This window comes from Planctomicrobium limosum, assembly GCF_051465645.1.
Classification (GTDB): domain Bacteria; phylum Planctomycetota; class Planctomycetia; order Planctomycetales; family Planctomycetaceae; genus Planctomicrobium.
Genome location: NZ_CP195790.1, coordinates 3549362 through 3567660, shown reverse-complemented (window position 1 = coordinate 3567660; position 18299 = coordinate 3549362). Strand labels below are relative to the sequence as shown.

Genomic DNA, 18299 nt, shown 5'->3' with positions numbered 1-18299 from the left:
TGTGGCCGACTCTCGGTTCGACACATTGGATGGTACCCCTCATGGAGGTGATCCGCAAAGCAAAGTGGCGTTCCCGGATTTCTTAGAGTGCAAATTTCTTCGTATACTCAAGGAACGCAGTCTCGCGCCGGTACTCTGAAAAGGGAGCAGAAATGGCACAGGCAATTGCAAATCCTGAAGAACTTCGGGCCTTCGCGATGAAGTTGAAGCAGTTCAACAACACGCTCGGCGATCAGGCTTCGATGCTGGGGAATCAGCTGGAAGCGTTAAGCGCGACCTGGCGCGATCAGGAGAATGCCAAGTTCACAGAGGACTTCAAAGAACATATGCGGTTGCTGGCTCAATTTGTTGAGGCCAACAATCGCCATATTCCGTACCTGCTCAGAAAAGCCGAGCGTATTGAGGAATACCTGCAGCAGCGATAATGCAGAATCTCTGCTCAAGGAATTTGATCTGAGTCTCTGCCTGTCCCTTTGTTGCAAACGGAAAAAGTCCGCAGCAGTTTCATTTTTGATTGCTGCGGACTCTCGTTTGTCTCTGGTCGCTGTCTTTGGCCGTTATCTCTGGCCGGAGGTTATCGGGCGCTCAGTTCGTGAACCATGCGGACCAGTGCTTTCACATTGTCGGGGTTCATGTCGGGATGAACGCCGTGCCCCAGGTTGAAGATGTGTCCATCTCCCTGTGCGTCGTTGAGCAGATCTTGCACCCGTTGTTTCAGTACGGGAATTTCGCAGTACAGAGAGACCGGATCGAGGTTCCCCTGAATGGCACGGTTGGGGCCAACAACCTGGCGGGCTGTCTTGAAGTCAACACGCCAATCGATTCCAACAACCTGTCCCCCGGCAGATGCCTGATCAACCAGCAAGGCCGGATTGCCTGTCATGAAGTTGATGACGGGAACGTCTTTGGGAAGCGACTCAATCAACCGCTTCGTGTATGGAAGAACGTAGCGTCGGTAGTCTGCAGGTCCGAGGCAGCCGACCCAACTGTCGAAAATCTGAACGGCCTGACACCCAGCTTCGACTTGTGCATTTAAGTAACGCCCAAGTGTGTCGACGAACTTGCTCATGAGAACGTCCCATGCCGCTTCATCGCCGAACATCAGAGATTTTGTTCGAACGTAGTTCTTCGACCCGCCCCCTTCGATGGCATACGAGGCAAGTGTGAACGGAGCGCCTGCGAAACCCAACAACGGAATGTCTGCCGGCAATTGGCTGCGAATCAGTTTCACAGCGTCGAAGACGTAGCCGACCAGCGACAGGTCGTCCACTGGCTGCACGCGATCGACTTCTTTCGCGGACAGAAGTGGATTGTGAATGACAGGGCCTTCCCCTTTCTGGTACTCCAGATTGAAGCCCATCGGTTCGAGGATGGGGAGCAGGTCCGCGAAGAGAATGGCGGCGTCAACACCCAGGACTTCGCGAGCGGTCAGCGTCACTTCAGCAGCCAGTTCCGGCCGCTTGCAGAGCTCGATGAAGGTGACCTTGCTGCGGACAGCCATGTACTCAGGCAGGTATCGACCGGCTTGTCGCATGATCCAGACGGGTGTGCAATCCGTCGGTTCGCAACGGGCTGCCTTCATGAAGCGGGAATTCTGGAGTGCAGGACTCAGCATCGACGAACCTGTTGACTGTTGTGAAGGAGAAGCCGGTGAGAAGACGTCCATATTCTAGGGCATTTTTCAAATTGATCTACCAGCCGTCGATTTCTGGGGGCTCTGACCATCGGATTCCAGTTCAATTCGACCGGTTGCTCCCCTGATTCGCAGGGAAAAGAGGCTGTGAGAGGTCGCATGTCCCCCTCGGCTTGTCGTTTGACCTTGTAAAGGGGGTCGCTGAATTGGCTTCCGCCGTTTACAATCAAAAAGAGACGGTCAGATGAACGACGAGGTTCATCGAGGAATTGCTTTTGGTTGGTGACAGGAAATCCGATGCGCGGCCCCGGTGTTCGTATTCAAAATGACGTTCGACGTTTGTGGCGATGCCCAGCCTGCTCGCGCGAACGGAAAATGCCGGCGAGCGTGACCACCGTTCTCTGTTCATGCAGTCAACCTGCTCCGCAAATGCAACTGATTGAAGGGAAGCGATACGCCAAACCGACGCCTCCTGAACTCGATCTGGTCATGACGGAAGAAGATTGTGGGCCGGAAGAACCTGCTCCGTCAGATTCCGCTGATGGTGGCAACCGACCAAAAAGAGAAAAGAAGCCACAAGGCCCTCGCTCTGAATTGCCAGCAGTCGGAGAGGCCAGCGAGAAAGCTGAAGTCGAATCCACCGATGTCGAATCTCGTGACGTGAAACCTGATGATGCAATGAAAGACCTCCCTCCGGAGACTTAATGCCATGCAGTTCGAGTTCTCGAAATGGGATGGCTCACAGAGCTTCAACCCACAGTCCGCAGATGAGATCTTCGACCAGCTTTCAGAATATTTCCTGGAGCATGGCGATGACATCCTTCCTGCATTCGAACAATGGGCAGACGAGAACCCGGACATTGTCGACAAATTGGTTAAGCGTGGGCTGATCGAAAAAGACCGTGATGGGCAGTACCGGATTACGCCCAAAGGGTTGAAACGGGTTGAACAGAAGACGCTTGAGCAACTGTTCAATATTCAGAGTCGCGACAAGTTGGGCCGACACGAATCGGATTTTCGTGGAGCGGGCCAGACCGTTCAGGATGAATCGAAGCCGTATGAGTTTGGCGATCCTGTTGCCAATCTGAACATGCACGAGACGTTGAAGAACGCACTCGTTCGGCAAGGGGGCGGATCTCCTATCGAGTTGTCTGAAGAGGATCTCGTGATCTACGAGACTGACTATCAGACCAGTTGTGCGACCGTCGTTCTGCTGGATATGTCAGGCAGCATGTCCCGATATGGGAAATATGGTGCGGCGAAACGGGTTGCGATGGCGATGCAGGGGCTGGTTCGTTCACGCTACCAGAATGATTTTCTGCAGATTGTCGGCTTTCACACGTACGCAACCCCAATGACGGAGCGTGAGTTACTGCTCTCTGCCCCGAAGAAAGTCAGCCTGTTTGACCCGCATGTGCATCTCCGCATCAATCTGGATCATCCACCCAAGTTTGTGCCGGAACACTTCACCAATATTCACGCCGGGTTGCAGTTTGCGAGGCGAATTCTGCGTCGTCAGCCAGCGGCGAATCGTCAGATCATTCTGATCACCGATGGAGAGCCGACCGCCCACGTTGAAGGACGCGATATTCTGTTGATTTATCCGCCTTCCGAGAAGACTTCCCGGATTACGTTGTCGGAAGCCAAACGGTGTGCGAGTGAAGGAATTCAGATTTCGAGTTTTGCATTAGTCGAAGACTATTTCTATTACGGACTGGTCAACTTCGTAGAACAAATGGCTCAGGTAACCAAAGGGATCAGTGCCACCTGCAATGCCCAGGACATGGGAAACATGGTGGTGCAGTCATTTGTGAAAGGACGTCGTAAGCGATTACGGGGATGATTTTCGAATCACCTGCAGAAGTGATTGCTGTCCCTGTGTACGGGTGTGCGGTACTCGGTAGAATGCAACCAGAATTTGCCTGAAGTTCGCCGATCGTTTTTCTGTTCGTTCAATCCAGATCAGATTGTTGCATTCTTCATGTCAGCCATTGTTGTTCAGGATCTTTGCAAAACCTATCGGGTGTACCAGAAGCAGGAAGGCTTATGGGCATCTGTTCGCGGGTTGTTTCACCGTGAATACAAGACGGTTGAAGCCGTTCGAAATGTCAGCTTGCGCATCGAGCCTGGCGAGATGGTTGCGTTTCTTGGCCCCAACGGAGCAGGCAAAACAACCACGTTGAAGCTGCTTTCCGGGTTGATCTATCCGACCTCCGGACATGCAGAAGTGTTGGGGCATGTCCCATGGAAACGTGAAAATGCGTTTCGTCGTCGCTTTTCGCTCGTGATGGGGCAGAAGAACCAATTGTGGTGGGATTTGCCTGCTCAGGAATCGTTTCGCCTGCATCGGGAGATCTATCGCATTCCTGCCGAAGATTTCGATCGTCGCCGCGATGAGCTGGTCGATCTGCTGGAAGTGCGAAAGCTGATTGCTCAACCGGTTCGGGAGCTTTCACTGGGTGAGCGGATGCGGATGGAACTGATCGCCGCGTTGCTGCATAGCCCTGAAGTTCTGCTGCTCGATGAGCCGACGATTGGCCTCGATGTGATCTCTCAACGACGCGTGCAGGAGTTCCTTCGGTACTATCAGGCTCAGAGGAAAATTACGGTCATCCTGACGAGTCACTATATGAAGGATGTCGAAGTTCTTTGTAAGCGTGCTGTCATCATCAACGATGGACAGATCAAGCACGACGGCCCGTTAGCGGAGATTGTAGAACGGTTCAGCCAGAACAAAGTCATCAGCCTGCAATTTGCTCCAGCGGTCAATCCCGCCGGGCTGGAGCGATTCGGGACCGTCCTCGAATCGACACTGCCTCGTGTGAAGATTGAAGTGGAACGGGCGAGAGTGCCTGATGTGTTGGGAGCCATCCTTGCACAGTATCAGGTGGAAGACGTGGGTGTGCAGGATCGGCCATTGGAAGAAGTGATCGCCGAAATGTTTTCCTCAACTCATGACAGGCAGGCCGTCGGAGAGATGTCTCCGGTCGCCTCATAGTTCGTGAGTTGCTGGTGCTCAGCTGACCTGATCGTTCGAAGTGTGTGTTAAGAAACTACATGAAAAACTGTATTTAAGAGAGTGGCTCGATTCGGATGGCAGACGTCGCATCACATTCCACTTCCGATTGGATCAGCCGATGGCGGATCAATTGGATCATTTTGCGCACCTGCATTGAAGAACGTCTTGTTTATCGGGCCGACTTTGCACTGGGAACGTTGTTTCGCTTTCTGCCGATCGTCACTCAGATCTTTCTCTGGGGAGCCGTTTTCGCGGTCGGAACGGAAAACGCACACGCAGAGATTGGTGGCTACACCTATCAGAATATGGTGGCCTATTACCTGATGACGATGCTGGGACGCGCGTTCTCAAGTATGCCGGGGCTGGCTACGGGAATTGCTGCTCAGGTTCGCGACGGTTCGATCAAGAAGTTTCTGACACAGCCGATCGATATGCTCGGCTATCTCTTCTGGCATCGCATCGCCCACAAGATTGTGTATTACGGAGTCGCGCTCGGCCCGTTCGTTTTTGTGTTCTGGTTGTGCCGCAGTTATTTTCCCCCAACGCCGGATCTCTTCACGATCGCCAGTTGTGTTGCCTGTCTTGTGATGGCGTTTCTGTTGGGGTTTCTGATTGAAGCCTTGCTGGGACTGATTGCATTCTGGTTTCTGGAAGTCAGTTCGCTGTTGTTCATCTACATGATGCTGAACTACTTCCTGTCCGGGCATATGATCCCCTTGGACTTCCTGCCTCCCTGGGCTCATGGAATCATTCAGCTCCTGCCGTTTCGGTTTCTTGCTTATGAACCGGCGGCGATCTGGCTGGGGCGATACGATCACACTCAGATGGCGCAACTTCTGTTGGTGCAGCTGGCATGGGTGATCGGGTTGTGGATCGCGAATCGTGTTGCGTTTTATGCTGGAGTGCGTCGCTACAGTGCCTTCGGCGGTTAAGCGGATCTGGCAATGATTCCGCTTGAAGTTAACTTGTTTCTCGTGTGCTTTTCACCGGTCTACTCTCATCACAACATGCTTCTCGCAGATCATGGAAGCATGCGACCTGCGAATCCATCGATGTTCACGCCGACTCGGCCTGGTAGATATTGCTGAGCGACGGCAACCATCTGGTCGCGATACGCAAGAGTGATGGAACTCGGATCGACCGCCGCCATCTTCATAGGAAGTTGTGTTCGGAGTGTGCGCGAACCATCGTCTGACCCGTCTCCCTGAATGAAGTGATCAATCACGACAGCATCGGCCACGTCAGCGATCTGTTCAAAGAACCGGTGTGGGCTCTCGATGGGCAGTAAGGGAGCAACTGTGACGACGGTGCGAATCCCTGCTGATCGCAATTTTTTGCAGGTGTTTAATCGGGCCTGCACACTGGCGGCCGGGGGAGGCAGACCGGGAATTCGATCGCGATCCGTTTCGATTGAAAGATGTACTCTGAGGCGACAGCGAGTGTTCAACGAGATCAGTATCTCGATGACATCAAGAACGCTGGGCGAGTGTGTTTGCAGGATTAACTCATCTGGAGGCTGTTCTTGCATCGCGAGTAACAGACTGCGAGTGATCTGCCATTTCTTTTCCTGTGGAAGAAATGGGTCGGTCGAGCTGGAACAGAAGAGCGAAAACGTGCCTCGTTGGCGATGCGCCCAATTCCGTTCCCGTTCGTAATGCGTTTGATAAGACTCGGCGGCATTGACTCGAACGTCCAGAAACTCTCCCCAACTTCGTCCGCGAAGAAGATGGCCGTTGTGCCGCACGTAGCATCCGACTCCGCAGAGGGAGCGACCAAATGTGCACCCACAATAAGGCTGAACTGAATGCGATGACACGGTCTGCAAGTAACCAGACGTTCTGGTCAGAATGTTGCCGATCGTGACCTGATTCAGTTGCAGGGTCATGGGTTTCCCGTGAATGGAACAGCATTCATTCCAGGTGGAGCATCGGAGGGGAGGCCCTTCAGGTATTCGATGAACTGCACATCCAATGCTTCATAACGTGCTCCGACGAGATCTTCGAGACTCTGCTTTCGTGCTTTTGCCGGGTTGTAGACATCCGATAAATAGGCAATGAATGCGTCTTGGTACTCGCCTTCATTGTAGTTGAGAAAGAAATGCACCATCGCGGCTGATTGGTTGTACGCTTCGGCCTGCAATGGGAACGCTGGTCGTCCCAGAGCAATGAATTCACGCATCGGACGGTATTCGTTCTCGTCGATGATCTTGCTTCTCGCCCAATAGATGCGGATGTGCCTTGGGTCGCCGACCTGTTGTTCGCGTTGTTCTGGAATGAAACTCTCCATGTAGCTTGCGAAGCCTTCGACAGCCCAGAAGTCGGATTTCTCGCCGACGTCGAAGAGACCTTTGCGGCTCTCCCCGAGAAGCTGATGGGTCACCTCGTGAAACATGGTTTCTTCAAGTTTCTCGGCCGTCCCGGGTTGTGCTGACTGGTCTTCGTTGAAGAAGTACGCCATGCGATCACGAGGGAGATAGAGCCCGTTCGCCAATTCAATCTGCGGTTGCCGCGATTTCAGGTGCGAGACAAATTCGTCTTTGTTGCGGAAGTAGGTGACTCGATAGCGTTTGGAGGGATCCCAAGTAACGCGCGTTCCGGTATCGAGCAGCTTTTCCATCTGCTGCTGAGAATTGAAGAATGCGGTGTATTCTCGCAGAAAGAACTTGTGAAATGTCTCAAGCATGCGGGCGATCTCCACCCCTTTCTCAAGACTATGATTTGTCCGTACAAGGAAGTTTTCTGTAGTCGCTTCCCAGGCGTTGTTGAGGTCGGTTCGCAGGGCCGCTTCTTTCTCAGTACTCATCCACTGACTGTCATAGAATCGCTCACCATTCTCATAGCGGTCGACGTGCTTTGAGTCGATCCAGCCAAATCGAGGATGGTCGATGAACCCGGTTTGGGACATTCGTCGCAAAAATGGTGTTGTCCAACGGCCTTTATCTGTGACATAGCCCAACATTCCACGAGCACTGGGATTGTTGGGGTCATGAAAGGCGACTTCACGAACCAATTGGAATGTGTAGCTCGGCAGGCCAAGGCGCAATGCGTCTCTGGCAATCTTGTAGATATCCGACGCGAAAGCCCGTTCGGTCTTCTGAAGTTTTGCACGCCATTCACGTTCGATGTCCGGCATTGTCAGCGGCAGGGCGGGAATGATGAATTCCGGCAAGTCGTCGAGTTGATACGCCCCGGCATCAACCGGTTTTGCTCGCGAGCGGATTGCTTCTGCGTCGGTGAAGAAGCTTTTCGACTCGCAGTCATCCGCGAGGAGGTGCATTTCGCGAACAAAACGCTCCCTGCGTTCGTCGTACCGCTTCTGCAAAAGTTGGAGCCGTTTTCCCTGGATATCCTGAGCGTGAACCACCGGCGAGATGTGCAAAAACGCAGCAGCAACTAGGCAGACCAAAGTTGTTAGTGACAGAATTCGTGATTTGCGGTGCTCTCCCTGGGGAACGAAACTCGCATGCCAAGTTGAAAGAACCGGTACGATCGTCATTTTTTCTACTCGGATTACCAGATGTTGCATGGCAATTGAATCGTTTCGCGACACGGACTGAGTCTGCGAGACAAGTTAGAGATGGTCTTATCCAAAAATTGCAGGATCTGGAGCAAGTCCAATCTCCAACCGTTTCTCCCCGCAGGGTGTTGTGTAACGAATGAGTCGTAAGGAATTTCTCGCCAGCACGTTAGAACGAACCGGCCTCGGTTCTGTGCTCTCCGGCACGCTGTGCAGGTGGCGGGGACTCCTCGTGTTCAATTATCACCGTATTGGAGATCCTGCCAATTCCAATTTAGACCGTGGTGTCTTTAGTGCCACCCAGGAGGAATTCGACCTTCAGGTTCGGTTCCTCAAGAAGCACTTCGACATCGTCCGTGTCAGTGATCTGGACGATCTTCAGAAGAGTCGCGGGCGTGCGATCCTCCTGACGTTCGATGACGGATACCGTGACAATTATTCTCAGGCGTTTGAAGTCCTGAAGTCGCATCAAGTTCCGGCTGTTTTCTTTGTGGCCAGCGGATTTATTGATCACTCTCCACTGGCGTGGTGGGACGAGCTCGCGTGGATGGTGCGTTCTTCGACGAAACACAAGATTTCCCTCCCAGGTCAGTTTGAAGAACAACTATTCCTGAGCACACCGGAGGAGCGTGAAGACGCCATTCTGCGGCTGCTTCAGGTCTACAAATCCCTGCCGAGTGAGCTGACGGACGGATTTGAAAACGAGGTCGCGATGGAAACCGGGACAGGCCGCGCCCCGGCGGATCTGGCCACCGGACTGTGGATGACCTGGGACATGATTCGAGAAGTGGATCGAGCCGGAATCGATATCGGCGGACATACTGTCACGCATCCCGTCCTTGCTCAGTGCTCTGTGGAAGTTCAGAGGGCGGAAATCTTTCGTTCCAAGGCCCGCATTGAAGAGATGCTGGGACACCCGATCACCGCATTCAGCTATCCCGTTGGGCAACCTGAATCCTTCACGGAAGCGACCCAGAATCTGTTGCAGGAAGCCGGCTACCGCTGGTCGTTTACCTTCAGAAGCGGATTTTCTGTCCCAGAACCTTCCAATCGGCTTGTTCTTCCACGTGTTGCCGTTGCTCCAAATGTGAGTCGCAATCTGTTTCAGGCGACAGCCCAATTTCCGTGGTTGTTTACATAAGCGACGAAGAATTTCACGCGGGGGCGACACCCGCAAAGCTCGCTTCTGTGAGATCTTGCGAAACCGTAACATGCGATTTTTGAGCAGGTTGCGCTGGTGACATCTGTGCTGATCAGCATTGCGGCAGCAAACTCGATCGAGATGAAGCTTCAACGACTTGAACCGGCGTCCCGATTTCGCGTTTGTGTCTGGTACAGGCGACAGAACAACTTAAATCGATTCAGGCTGCCCGACAGCAGATGCTGGCGTGATTTTGTTGGCCTGTTCCATTGCATGTGAGCGTAACTGTGATTACCGTTTGTCTTCCGCCGCCTCTATAGCTCAGTTGGTAGAGCAACTGACTCTTAATCAGTAGGTCCAAGGTTCGAGCCCTTGTGGAGGCACTGGAAAAAGCCCTAAGCCGTCATGGTTTAGGGCTTTTTTTGTGCTCTGAGGTCTCCATTGCGTCAAAGCTGGACGCATTCTGCTCTCGCCCTGCCAGAGTGAGTGTCTGATACTGTGAAGTGACAGAGCAATCTCGTAGCCGCTGGTTGGGGCAGGTGCGCCTTGCCGTAAAGCACGGCGTGTTGCGTTGCGATTGTGGGGCAACAGTTGGGCTCACAATGCCCAGAGCGATTGGAACATCCCCTGTATGACCCGGCCGACCGGAAGCTTTTAGACTTTCAGCTGCGCCAGTTGACATTCATTTCCGAGCGTGTCATCTCGCTCCGTTGCATCCAGTCGGGGTTCGCTCAGGCGCTCTCCCCGGCCTACGTCAGTGTTGAGCAAACTGGGAGACGTTGAAAATGTGTGGGCGATTCAATCTCAGGACCAATGCGAAGCAATTGTCAGACATGTTTCAGGCCATCATCGGCCAGGAACCTCATCTGAGGTTCAACATTGCACCGACCCAGAACACATTTGTCTGCCGTTTGAGCAATTCCGGGATGCGTGAGTTGCTTCCGCTTCGTTGGGGATTGATTCCGAGTTGGGCAAAGGACTTGAAGATCGGGGCTTCGCTGATCAATGCTCGGGCAGAAACGATCTCCGAAAAGCCGTCATTCCGGACCGCATTCAAACGTCGTCGGTGTCTGGTTCCAGCAAGTGGATTCTACGAATGGATTCGTGAGGGAAAGAGCAAGCATCCGTTCCACATTCACCATACAGATGACACCCCATTCGCGATGGCCGGCATCTGGGATTCATGGCATCAGAATGAGCAGTTGATCGAATCGTTCTCGATCATCACCACCGAGGCCAACAGATTGATGGCCCCAATACATAATCGGATGCCAGTCATCCTGGAGCCGAATCTCTTTGGTGAATGGTTGAACCCCAAGGCTGAACCAGAGTTCCTGCAGTCGTTAATTCAACCGCATGAATGGACCGGCTTCGAAACAGTCGCGGTTTCTTCAGTTGTTAACAATGCTCGAAACGAAACGCCAGACTGCTTACTTTCAGCGGGCTCATAAGTCGGGTAGGTTAGCCGGATCAATTAAGCGAAAGCCAGTAGAGGGGGATGTCTCGTTCAGGCTCGTCGATTCATGATCACGTGGCTGCCAGATTGAGCTGGATTACGTCCTTCGGCTAATCCAGACTACGAGACTTATCTTTTCTGCACTATCGTGTTAGCAATCTCCGCCATGGCCTTGGCACAGCCGAACGCCACGTGCCAAACGACGCCAGAAGCCGCGACGACAGCGAAGTATGTTGGGTCGGTTGCATCACGTTCGTCGATGGCTGCAATGAACGAGACAAAAATCAACAATCCCATTCCAAATCCGTTCAGAATCTGCAGTGCATTAGCTGTAACCCAGAGTCGCGAGAACCGATCGTGCATACCTGGAGGTGTTACGCCGGGACCATAGTTGCCAATTGAGAACTGCTGTTCTAAGTGAAGTCGCTCTTTCTCGACCTGGGTTTGGTAGGCCCGTTCAGTTTGAGCTTCTCGCTCCTTTTCCTCGGCGATAGCCTGAGCGCGTGCCCGTTCCTTTTCTTTAAGCGTCTGTTCCTTTCGGCCTCGTTCCGCCACAAACTCAGTGTCGGGAACTCCGACGTTTTCAAAGCAATATGGACAGCTCACAACTGTTCCCGCTTCACCCCTAATTCGACGCTTACAAACACAAGAGAATTCGACAGCCATGGCCCAGCCCGTCACCTGTGAGAACTAAATACAATCAACTGAACTGATCGAGATGATGCTCTTTTTGTGACTTATGTCAAGCAGCAGGTAAGATGCCAAGATGTCGAAGAACCTCGGCTGCAAAGAGGCACCGTCAGGACCTGTAGTTTGCTATAAAGTTGTGTAGGTTGGGCGGAGCGACTAACCGAAACCCAGCAATGAATGGGATCGTTCATGCTCGTTTATTTAAGCTCACTCGCCGGCCGGAATGAGCTGGATTACGCCCTTCGGCTAATCCAGCCTACGAGACTGCTTAATTTAACCTTTGCTCTCGAAGTGAGCAGGGCAGGCGCATAAAAAAGTCTTCATCGAACCGTGTGATCCGATGAAGACGGGCGCAATCGCTATTGGAATTACTTCACAAACTCTTCGCTGGTCGCGAGGAAGTCGGCGACGTTTTGGTCGATGACGTCAATACTGCGATTCCAGAAGTCAGGCTGGGTCAGGTCGTAGCCCAGAGTGCTCTTCACTGCTTCTTCTGCATTCATGCTGCCGGTTGCCAGCAACAGTTCGCGATACTTCTCCGGGAAACTGTCACCGAATTCCCCTGCGGTTGAGTACAACCCCAGTGACAGCAGATAGCCGAATGTGTACGGGAAGTTGTAGAACGGCAAGCCGGAGATGTAGAAGTGCAGCTTCGATGTCCAGAAGACATTTGACCATTCGCTGAATGCGTCGCAATATGCTTCTTTCTGAGCAGCAAGCATGATCTCTGTCAGGCGATCAGATGTGAGTTCGGCTTCAGCCCGTTCTTTGTGGAACTGGTTTTCGAAAATGAATCTCGCGTGAATGTTCATCAGGAACGCGACGGAATCGGTCAACATGTTGTTGAGAATTCCAAGCTTTTGTCCGGCGGACGATGCGTTCGCCAATCGCTTTCCACCCAGGATTGCTTCCGCAAATGTCGACGCGGTTTCAGCAAGATTCATCGGGTAGTCTTGAAGCAGGTATGGCTGCTTGCGCAAGACGTGTGAGTGGTAGGCGTGCCCCAGTTCATGAGCGAGAGTCGACATGCTGTCAGCGCTGCCGGTGTAGGTCATGAAAATTCGAGACTGCTTGCGAACCGGGAGACCAGTACAGAATCCCCCCTGACGCTTGCCGCTCCGGTCTTCTGCTTCGACCCAACGATCAGTCATCGCCATCCGAGCGAAGTCGCCGAGTTCGTTACTGAACTCATCGAACGAATCGATAATCGTGTCGCAGGCGGTGTCCCAGCTCAGAGTGTCGCCAGCGCCGGACGATGTTGCCTGCGGAAGCGGTGCCAGCTGGTCGTACCATGCCAGCTTCTCGATTCCCAGCAATTGAGCCTTACGTTCGAAGAACTTCAGCAGGATGTGCTTCCGTTTGGAGATGACATCCCACATCGTGTCCAGAGTCTGGCGTTGCATCCGGTTGAACCGCAACGGAGCATCCAGATGGTCCTCTGTCTTCAATCGTTTGTATCGCGCGAGTCTGGTTCCGGCGATGTGATTCAGGCTGTCCGCACAGGTGTCGGAAACTTTCTTCCACGCCTTCTCAACGGCATGAAAGTTATTGACGCGCGTGTTTCGATCAAGCACATCCAAGCGAACTTGACCGGGAGATTTGCGAACGATTTCGCCCTTCTCCATCAATTCAACTTTCAATTCTCCGGAAATGCGATCGTACAGGCGACCCCAGGCGTGAATGCCGTCGACGCCGAGTTCGGCAGACAGCATTTCGAGATCTTTAGGAAGACGGAATTGAGCGTTTGCCCGAGAGTCCTGCAGGAAGAAGAGGACTTTCGACAGACGAGCGTCACCTGCGGCGAACTCCTTCAGCTGCTCGTCGGTGACTTCGCGGAATGCCAGTTCGAGATTGGTGAAAACCTGATTTCGCTCTGGGCCGGTTGCCCCGAGGACCGCCTCAACCTGCATGTATGCTTTGTTCTCGGAGTCCGCAGCCGAGTAACACCCAACGAAGGCGCCAAGGTCGCACGAATACGCGAACAGACGCTCGACTTGCTCCAGAAAGTCGCCCCAGGCTTTGGCGTTTTCTTTCGAAGGGGCCGGCAGCGTTTCGGACTGAGCGGCGAGCTTCGCGAGATCAACCTTGAATTCGTCGATCAGCTTCTTGAATTCCGGGGTGTCTGGTCGGGGATACAATGACTCCAGATCCCAGGTGATGGCGTATTTTTGATTGGTGCTGCTGGTCATTGCTGCGATGAATCCTTCCAAATAATCTCGAATAAGAATGGCCATCTGCCATTGTGCTGGAGCCTGTGATTCCGTCGCTGGACTGTCTGGAACACGACTTTCAGTCCAGCTGACTCATCAGGAACGGCCTTCGCTGGAATGTAACGCCTGATTTCATTGTCGACCATGCCTGTTGATCCAACCGGCGTTCGTGCTGGATGAATGTGTGGCCCCTTTCAATGCCATTCTGTGGGCGATCTACATCCGTTCTAACGTCTGTAAGTGAACCAGAACTGATTCGGCGAGGGCATCAGGGTGATACCCGCCTTCGAGAACGCTGACAATTCTTCCGTTGCACACAGCATTGGCAGCTTCGACAACTCGTTCCGTCAATATTTGAAAGTCTTCTGTTTCCAGCCCGAGTGATCCAATCGGGTCCAGTCGGTGGGCGTCAAAGCCGGCACTGATCAGAATCAGCTCTGGCCGCATTGTTTTGACGGCGTCGTCGAGTGTTTGCTGAAATCGCTGATGGTATTTCTCTCGTGTCGTCGAGACGGACACCGGCACGTTCCATGTGGTTCCCAGTCCGGCACCTGTTCCGGTTTCATCCCAGTCGCCTGTCCCCGGATAAAAGGGATGACGATGAATTGAATAGAACCCGACGCTGGGATCGGCGTAAAAGATGTCTTGCGTTCCGTTCCCGTGGTGGACGTCCCAGTCGATGATCAGAATTCGCCCGACCCCGCACGCTTTCTGGGCATGACGAGCAGCGATTGCCACGTTGTTCATGAGGCAGAATCCCATCGCTCGATGAGGCAACGCATGGTGACCTGGAGGGCGAACAAGGCATAGTGCGCGATGGTCCTCGCCTCTGGTCACTTGTTCGACAGCGTTACAAACGGCTCCTGCTGCAGCGACAGCGACGTCATAAGACTTGCTGGAAACCTTTGTGTCCGGATCGAGTGCTCCGCCGCCAGCAGCCGCCAGCTTTTCGGTTTTCGCCAGCATCTCTGCCAGATGAACTGCGAGAAGGCTTTCCCGGGTGGCCGGTGTGATCAAGCCGGTACGACACGTTTTCAACGCTGATTCTGAGAGGAGTTTGGCGTCAATGGCTTTGAGTCGGGCGGCATTTTCCGGATGGCTCCCAGTATCGTGCAACTGGAACTGGGGATCTGTGAAAACCAGCATGAGAACGCTTTCCTGTCATCCAATTGCTTCTGTCCCAGCCAAGTCGGCGCCTTCACAAACTGCTTTTAACGTTGGCTAATCCATCCGAAACCCGTCACACTGGAGCACTTCGGGTCCTGAACAGCTGAGTCGCGACTTGCTGTATGACTGGGAAAATCGGCAAAAGGCTCTCTGCTTGAACAACCGGATCTGGAAGCAATTGGCGAGCGGACTGAGGGTGGAGTCCGGGTTCCCCTGCCTCACAGCTTGACACGACTTTTCAGGCGATGGTAGTTTTTAAGTCTCGGGAAGGTCGAAAATTGTGCCAAAAGTCAACATGAGAGGTGGCCCAGCAGGCCGTTCTTCTTGTGAACTTTCCCGTGACGTCACTTCGCAAAGTTCCAATTCCGGAATACGATTCCAAACTGTTTGGCATTTCTCAAGATCGAATGCGCATGAGAACACGAGAAATGTCCCCAGCCGCCGAAGTCCAGAGGGGGATCGATTTGTCTTCGCATCGAGGCTTCAACGTCCTGTCTGTTCTGGTGTTGTTTGGAAGCCTTTGCGCATTCCTGGCGACTCCAACCTCAGTCTCTGCTCAGGAAAACTGGACTCCGCCGCAATGGTGGATGGACTCGGCAAGTGCCAAGGTCTACAGCAAACAGGAATACTACAAGAGTAAAGCGGGGTTCCGATCAACGTCCCCGACAAGCGAACAGACACGTCAGATTAAACGAGTGGCTCAATACCACCTTTCTCTGCTGACACATGATGATAATCTCGATCCGCCGAAAACAACGGATCGAATGCTGAACGAACTCGCTCCCAGTTTGACATCACCTGCGGTCCGCCAGATCCTTCTTGATGAGATTGTGAGCGGTGCTACGGAATTGATGAATCATCCGAAAGACTCGGTGCGATACAATGCGCTGGCTGCGGTTGTTCAGTTGAATGTGAAACCTGCAACGTTCGTGAATTCGGTTGAAACCCCGGCTGTTCCGTATAACGCGGCGTACAAGCTGCTGCTGGATACGGTCAAGGATCCAAAACAGTTTCTGTCCTGTCGCATTCTGGCGGCTCGTGGATTAGGACGAATCTGTCGCGATGGTGAGAACGCTCCAAGTTCAAACGAGAAATCTGACATTGGTCAGGCCCTCGTTGACACACTGAATGCGACTCCACCAAGCACTCAAGACGGGATCTGGTGGTTCCGCAACAAATTGATCGAAGCTCTTGGGTTTGTTGACCGTATCGACAACTCAGCCACGAATCCGATCGTTATCGAGGCGTTGCTCGACGTTGTGACCAATCGCAGCGAACTGCCTGTGAATCGTGCTCTGGCGGCTCAGAGTATTTCTCAGCTTCCATTAAGTTCGTCGACCAACATCCAGTTGATTACCGATGAGATCATGACACTCATCAGCGAGCTGGGGACCGCAATGGCAAAGTCTCCGACAGCTCCAGGATGGCAGGAACCGTTCGTTCGCCTGTACCTCGCTTTTCGCCCTGCAACGACCCGTCAGGCGAAGGAGCGAAAATGGGGATTGCTCTATCAGGTGGAACGTTCCGGGTTGGGAGGACATGCCGCGTATGTGAAAAGTGCTTTCAATGTCGCCTTCCCGATTCTGAAGCCCTTCATTGAGAAGGGGCCTCAACAGCCGTCGGCAGACCAGCTCAAGGCGTTGTCTACCTGGCAAAAGGAAAATGCTGTCACTAACCGACGCGTCGTTCCGAACGGGAAAGAGTACGCCGTGAGAACTGCAGCGGCAGATGGCACGACTCGTCAAGTGACCAAGTAGCAGCCTCCCTGCGGCTTCTTCACTCTACATTCAGACAGAATCTGGCAGACACAGTGCAGGTTCCAGCTTGCAATGTGGGGTGTCTGTGATTTGATGGAAACGCTGCTGCGATGTTGATTTCAGTGCTCTTTCTGAATTGACGTTGTGGCCTCTGGCACGCGGGAATGGAATTCGTTTCTTCAAGTGGGTGCTGCGTGGCCATTTGTAGAGACCGAACCTTTTTCGACAATCCCTGTCAGTTCCTGACACAAAGGGCAGCACGGTCATGGCGTCAAATATCATCAGTCTGGAATGGCATCGAGACGCTCTGGTCGTGATTGCGACGGGAGGCGTTGAGAGCCTGAAGTGGGAAATTGTCGAAGCCGCTGCTGACATTGTGCTCGACCCGATCCGTGATCAGAAAGCTCCGCTTGTCGTCTTCGATCTGGGGCAAGTGAACTATTTTGGTTCGGTCTTCATGGCCCTGCTGGTTCGCTGTCACAAACAGGTTCGAATCCGAGGGGGAGTGATGGTCCTGTGTGCAGTCCACCCGCTCGTTCGCGACCTGCTTCACACCACTGCCCTTGATACGCTCTGGGCGATCTACGACACGCAGGAAGAAGCTCTGGAAGCAATTGGTGCTTAAGTGATCACATTCGTTACGAAGTGTCGAAGAGTCTGTGTTTTCGTCGTCTGAAATCGTGTTCGATTGCAAACATCTCTCTGACGCAGCCGCTTCTTCTCGCTGCCTGTCCAAAACGTCGGGTATGAATCAACGACCTTAGGTGATGTCATTTCGGGAGATGTGTCAGGGGACCTCGCTGTTTCTACGCGAGATTGAACCTGAATCTGCCCGAGAAATCCCCGAGTCTGGCAGTGTGTTCTTTCGAAGCAATTTTCGAATTTCATCGGAATCGAATTGCCACAGACTGGATTATCGATAACCATTTAAGCGTTGCATATTTTGACGTATGCGAATGTGGGCGATCGGCTTTTGAGATCAGATTGGCAATCGATGGCGAATCTGCGTGTGTCAAACAGTCACCGTATCCGTGCGGTTCTTGAGCAAAGAATCATTGACGGAACGTTATCTCCGGGCACTCGGCTTCTGGAATTGGAAATCGCAAAAGAGTTCCAGACCAGCCAGACTCCGGTGCGTGAGGCATTGGAAGCACTCCACATGCTGCGCCTCGTCGAGTCAGAGCGATATCGCGGGACGTATGTTCGCGGAATCTCTGATCGCGAAATGGAAGAAGCCTATGTCGTTCGTGGAGCGCTCGAACAACTTGCCGCTGAACTTGCTGCCCCGCGTTTTAAAGAGAACGTTGGAGAATTAAGAGAGATCCTGCAGCGACTTCTTGATGCAGCGAATATGAATGACAATCAGGGGTACATTCAGCACAACAATGATTTTCACAGCACCATTATCATGGCAGCAGATAATCATCTGCTGACGGAATCATGGAATAACCTGGGATTCGATCTTCGGGTGAGAATCCATTTGACTCAGCGTCACGATCCCAACCTGCCTGCCCGAGCTGCTGAGCACACTCCGATCGTGGATGCGCTTGAGCAGGGTGACGGTGTCACGGCAGGGGTTCTTCTGAAGGATCACGCGAATGCCTGCCGGCTCCGTTGGCGACAACGGCACTCCCTGGGCAAAGAACCTGCTGTCCCTCTGGAAGACGCGACCCCGGTGTCCGCTGCGATACTCTCCTGACTTTCGTTACT

General features: G+C 53.0%; 16 protein-coding genes and 1 tRNA gene. 11 read left to right on the top strand and 6 right to left on the bottom strand.

Annotated elements, in window-relative coordinates; genetic code table 11:
- Positions 1-152: 152 nt before the first annotated feature.
- Positions 153-425, top strand: coding sequence for a WXG100 family type VII secretion target (locus tag SH527x_RS13550; protein ID WP_437191212.1), 273 nt, complete (start codon positions 153-155; stop codon positions 423-425).
- Between the two features lie 149 nt (positions 426-574).
- On the opposite strand, the gene hemE is transcribed toward SH527x_RS13550, so the two are convergent.
- Positions 575-1615 carry a uroporphyrinogen decarboxylase gene (gene hemE / locus SH527x_RS13545; RefSeq protein ID WP_437191211.1) on the bottom strand — a complete coding sequence of 347 codons (1041 nt, stop codon included), beginning with the start codon at positions 1613-1615 and terminating at the stop codon, positions 575-577.
- A gap of 393 nt (positions 1616-2008) precedes the next feature.
- Here hemE and SH527x_RS13540 point away from each other — a divergent pair, with 393 nt between their 5' ends.
- The 4 genes from SH527x_RS13540 to SH527x_RS13525 all read left to right on the top strand — a co-directional run bounded on the left by SH527x_RS13540 (position 2009) and on the right by SH527x_RS13525 (position 5584).
- On the top strand, positions 2009-2338 hold the full coding sequence (locus SH527x_RS13540; RefSeq protein WP_437191210.1) for a hypothetical protein: 330 nt from the start codon (positions 2009-2011) through the stop codon (positions 2336-2338).
- A 4-nt stretch (positions 2339-2342) separates the two neighbouring features.
- Positions 2343-3476, top strand: coding sequence for a VWA domain-containing protein (locus SH527x_RS13535; RefSeq protein WP_437191209.1), 1134 nt, complete (start codon positions 2343-2345; stop codon positions 3474-3476).
- 138 nt (positions 3477-3614) lie between these two features.
- Positions 3615-4631 (top strand): ABC transporter ATP-binding protein, encoded by a 1017-nt coding sequence (locus SH527x_RS13530; protein ID WP_437191208.1) that lies wholly within the window; start codon positions 3615-3617, stop codon positions 4629-4631.
- A gap of 95 nt (positions 4632-4726) precedes the next feature.
- Entirely contained in the window at positions 4727-5584 is an 858-nt protein-coding gene (locus tag SH527x_RS13525) for an ABC transporter permease (protein WP_437191207.1), read from the top strand.
- An 89-nt stretch (positions 5585-5673) separates the two neighbouring features.
- On the opposite strand, the gene SH527x_RS13520 is transcribed toward SH527x_RS13525, so the two are convergent.
- Positions 5674-6537: a hypothetical protein gene (locus SH527x_RS13520; RefSeq protein WP_437191206.1), complete on the bottom strand. Its 864-nt coding sequence runs from the start codon at positions 6535-6537 to the stop codon at positions 5674-5676.
- Positions 6534-8147, bottom strand: coding sequence for a hypothetical protein (locus SH527x_RS13515; protein WP_437191205.1), 1614 nt, complete (start codon positions 8145-8147; stop codon positions 6534-6536). The genes SH527x_RS13520 and SH527x_RS13515 overlap by 4 nt, the downstream gene beginning before the upstream one ends.
- 160 nt (positions 8148-8307) lie before the next feature.
- Here SH527x_RS13515 and SH527x_RS13510 point away from each other — a divergent pair, with 160 nt between their 5' ends.
- The 3 genes from SH527x_RS13510 to SH527x_RS13500 all read left to right on the top strand — a co-directional run bounded on the left by SH527x_RS13510 (position 8308) and on the right by SH527x_RS13500 (position 10760).
- Positions 8308-9309, top strand: a complete 1002-nt coding sequence (locus tag SH527x_RS13510) for a polysaccharide deacetylase family protein (RefSeq protein WP_437191204.1) — start codon at positions 8308-8310, stop codon at positions 9307-9309.
- A gap of 310 nt (positions 9310-9619) precedes the next feature.
- A tRNA-Lys gene (locus SH527x_RS13505) sits at positions 9620-9692 on the top strand.
- Between the two features lie 402 nt (positions 9693-10094).
- Positions 10095-10760: an SOS response-associated peptidase gene (locus SH527x_RS13500; protein WP_437191203.1), complete on the top strand. Its 666-nt coding sequence runs from the start codon at positions 10095-10097 to the stop codon at positions 10758-10760.
- Positions 10761-10894: 134 nt separating this feature from the next.
- Here SH527x_RS13500 and SH527x_RS13495 read toward each other — a convergent pair whose 3' ends face one another.
- The 3 genes from SH527x_RS13495 to SH527x_RS13485 all read right to left on the bottom strand — a co-directional run bounded on the left by SH527x_RS13495 (position 10895) and on the right by SH527x_RS13485 (position 14811).
- Positions 10895-11371 carry a hypothetical protein gene (locus SH527x_RS13495; RefSeq protein ID WP_437191202.1) on the bottom strand — a complete coding sequence of 159 codons (477 nt, stop codon included), beginning with the start codon at positions 11369-11371 and terminating at the stop codon, positions 10895-10897.
- Positions 11372-11823: 452 nt separating this feature from the next.
- A complete protein-coding gene (locus SH527x_RS13490; RefSeq protein WP_437191201.1) occupies positions 11824-13689 on the bottom strand; it encodes a M3 family oligoendopeptidase in 1866 nt (621 codons plus the stop codon).
- A gap of 192 nt (positions 13690-13881) precedes the next feature.
- Positions 13882-14811, bottom strand: a complete 930-nt coding sequence (locus tag SH527x_RS13485; protein WP_437191200.1) for a histone deacetylase family protein — start codon at positions 14809-14811, stop codon at positions 13882-13884.
- Between the two features lie 449 nt (positions 14812-15260).
- Between SH527x_RS13485 and SH527x_RS13480 the strand changes: the two genes are divergently transcribed.
- From SH527x_RS13480 to SH527x_RS13470, 3 genes are all read left to right on the top strand, one after another.
- Positions 15261-16589: a hypothetical protein gene (locus tag SH527x_RS13480; RefSeq protein WP_437191199.1), complete on the top strand. Its 1329-nt coding sequence runs from the start codon at positions 15261-15263 to the stop codon at positions 16587-16589.
- A gap of 265 nt (positions 16590-16854) precedes the next feature.
- On the top strand, positions 16855-17214 hold the full coding sequence (locus tag SH527x_RS13475; RefSeq protein ID WP_437191198.1) for an STAS domain-containing protein: 360 nt from the start codon (positions 16855-16857) through the stop codon (positions 17212-17214).
- A gap of 369 nt (positions 17215-17583) precedes the next feature.
- Positions 17584-18288 (top strand): GntR family transcriptional regulator, encoded by a 705-nt coding sequence (locus SH527x_RS13470; RefSeq protein WP_437191197.1) that lies wholly within the window; start codon positions 17584-17586, stop codon positions 18286-18288.
- Positions 18289-18299: the final 11 nt, after the last annotated feature.

Coding starts and splice junctions, on each gene's coding strand:
- SH527x_RS13525 (WP_437191207.1), top strand. CDS start 4,727: ATGGCAGACGTCGCATCACATTCCACTTCCGATTGGATCAGCCGATGG.
- SH527x_RS13520 (WP_437191206.1), bottom strand. CDS start 6,537: ATGACCCTGCAACTGAATCAGGTCACGATCGGCAACATTCTGACCAGA.
- SH527x_RS13540 (WP_437191210.1), top strand. CDS start 2,009: ATGCCGGCGAGCGTGACCACCGTTCTCTGTTCATGCAGTCAACCTGCT.
- SH527x_RS13510 (WP_437191204.1), top strand. CDS start 8,308: ATGAGTCGTAAGGAATTTCTCGCCAGCACGTTAGAACGAACCGGCCTC.
- SH527x_RS13515 (WP_437191205.1), bottom strand. CDS start 8,147: ATGACGATCGTACCGGTTCTTTCAACTTGGCATGCGAGTTTCGTTCCC.
- hemE (WP_437191211.1), bottom strand. CDS start 1,615: ATGCTGAGTCCTGCACTCCAGAATTCCCGCTTCATGAAGGCAGCCCGT.
- SH527x_RS13470 (WP_437191197.1), top strand. CDS start 17,584: ATGGCGAATCTGCGTGTGTCAAACAGTCACCGTATCCGTGCGGTTCTT.
- SH527x_RS13530 (WP_437191208.1), top strand. CDS start 3,615: ATGTCAGCCATTGTTGTTCAGGATCTTTGCAAAACCTATCGGGTGTAC.
- SH527x_RS13550 (WP_437191212.1), top strand. CDS start 153: ATGGCACAGGCAATTGCAAATCCTGAAGAACTTCGGGCCTTCGCGATG.
- SH527x_RS13480 (WP_437191199.1), top strand. CDS start 15,261: ATGTCCCCAGCCGCCGAAGTCCAGAGGGGGATCGATTTGTCTTCGCAT.
- SH527x_RS13535 (WP_437191209.1), top strand. CDS start 2,343: ATGCAGTTCGAGTTCTCGAAATGGGATGGCTCACAGAGCTTCAACCCA.
- SH527x_RS13485 (WP_437191200.1), bottom strand. CDS start 14,811: ATGCTGGTTTTCACAGATCCCCAGTTCCAGTTGCACGATACTGGGAGC.
- SH527x_RS13500 (WP_437191203.1), top strand. CDS start 10,095: ATGTGTGGGCGATTCAATCTCAGGACCAATGCGAAGCAATTGTCAGAC.
- SH527x_RS13490 (WP_437191201.1), bottom strand. CDS start 13,689: ATGGCCATTCTTATTCGAGATTATTTGGAAGGATTCATCGCAGCAATG.
- SH527x_RS13475 (WP_437191198.1), top strand. CDS start 16,855: ATGGCGTCAAATATCATCAGTCTGGAATGGCATCGAGACGCTCTGGTC.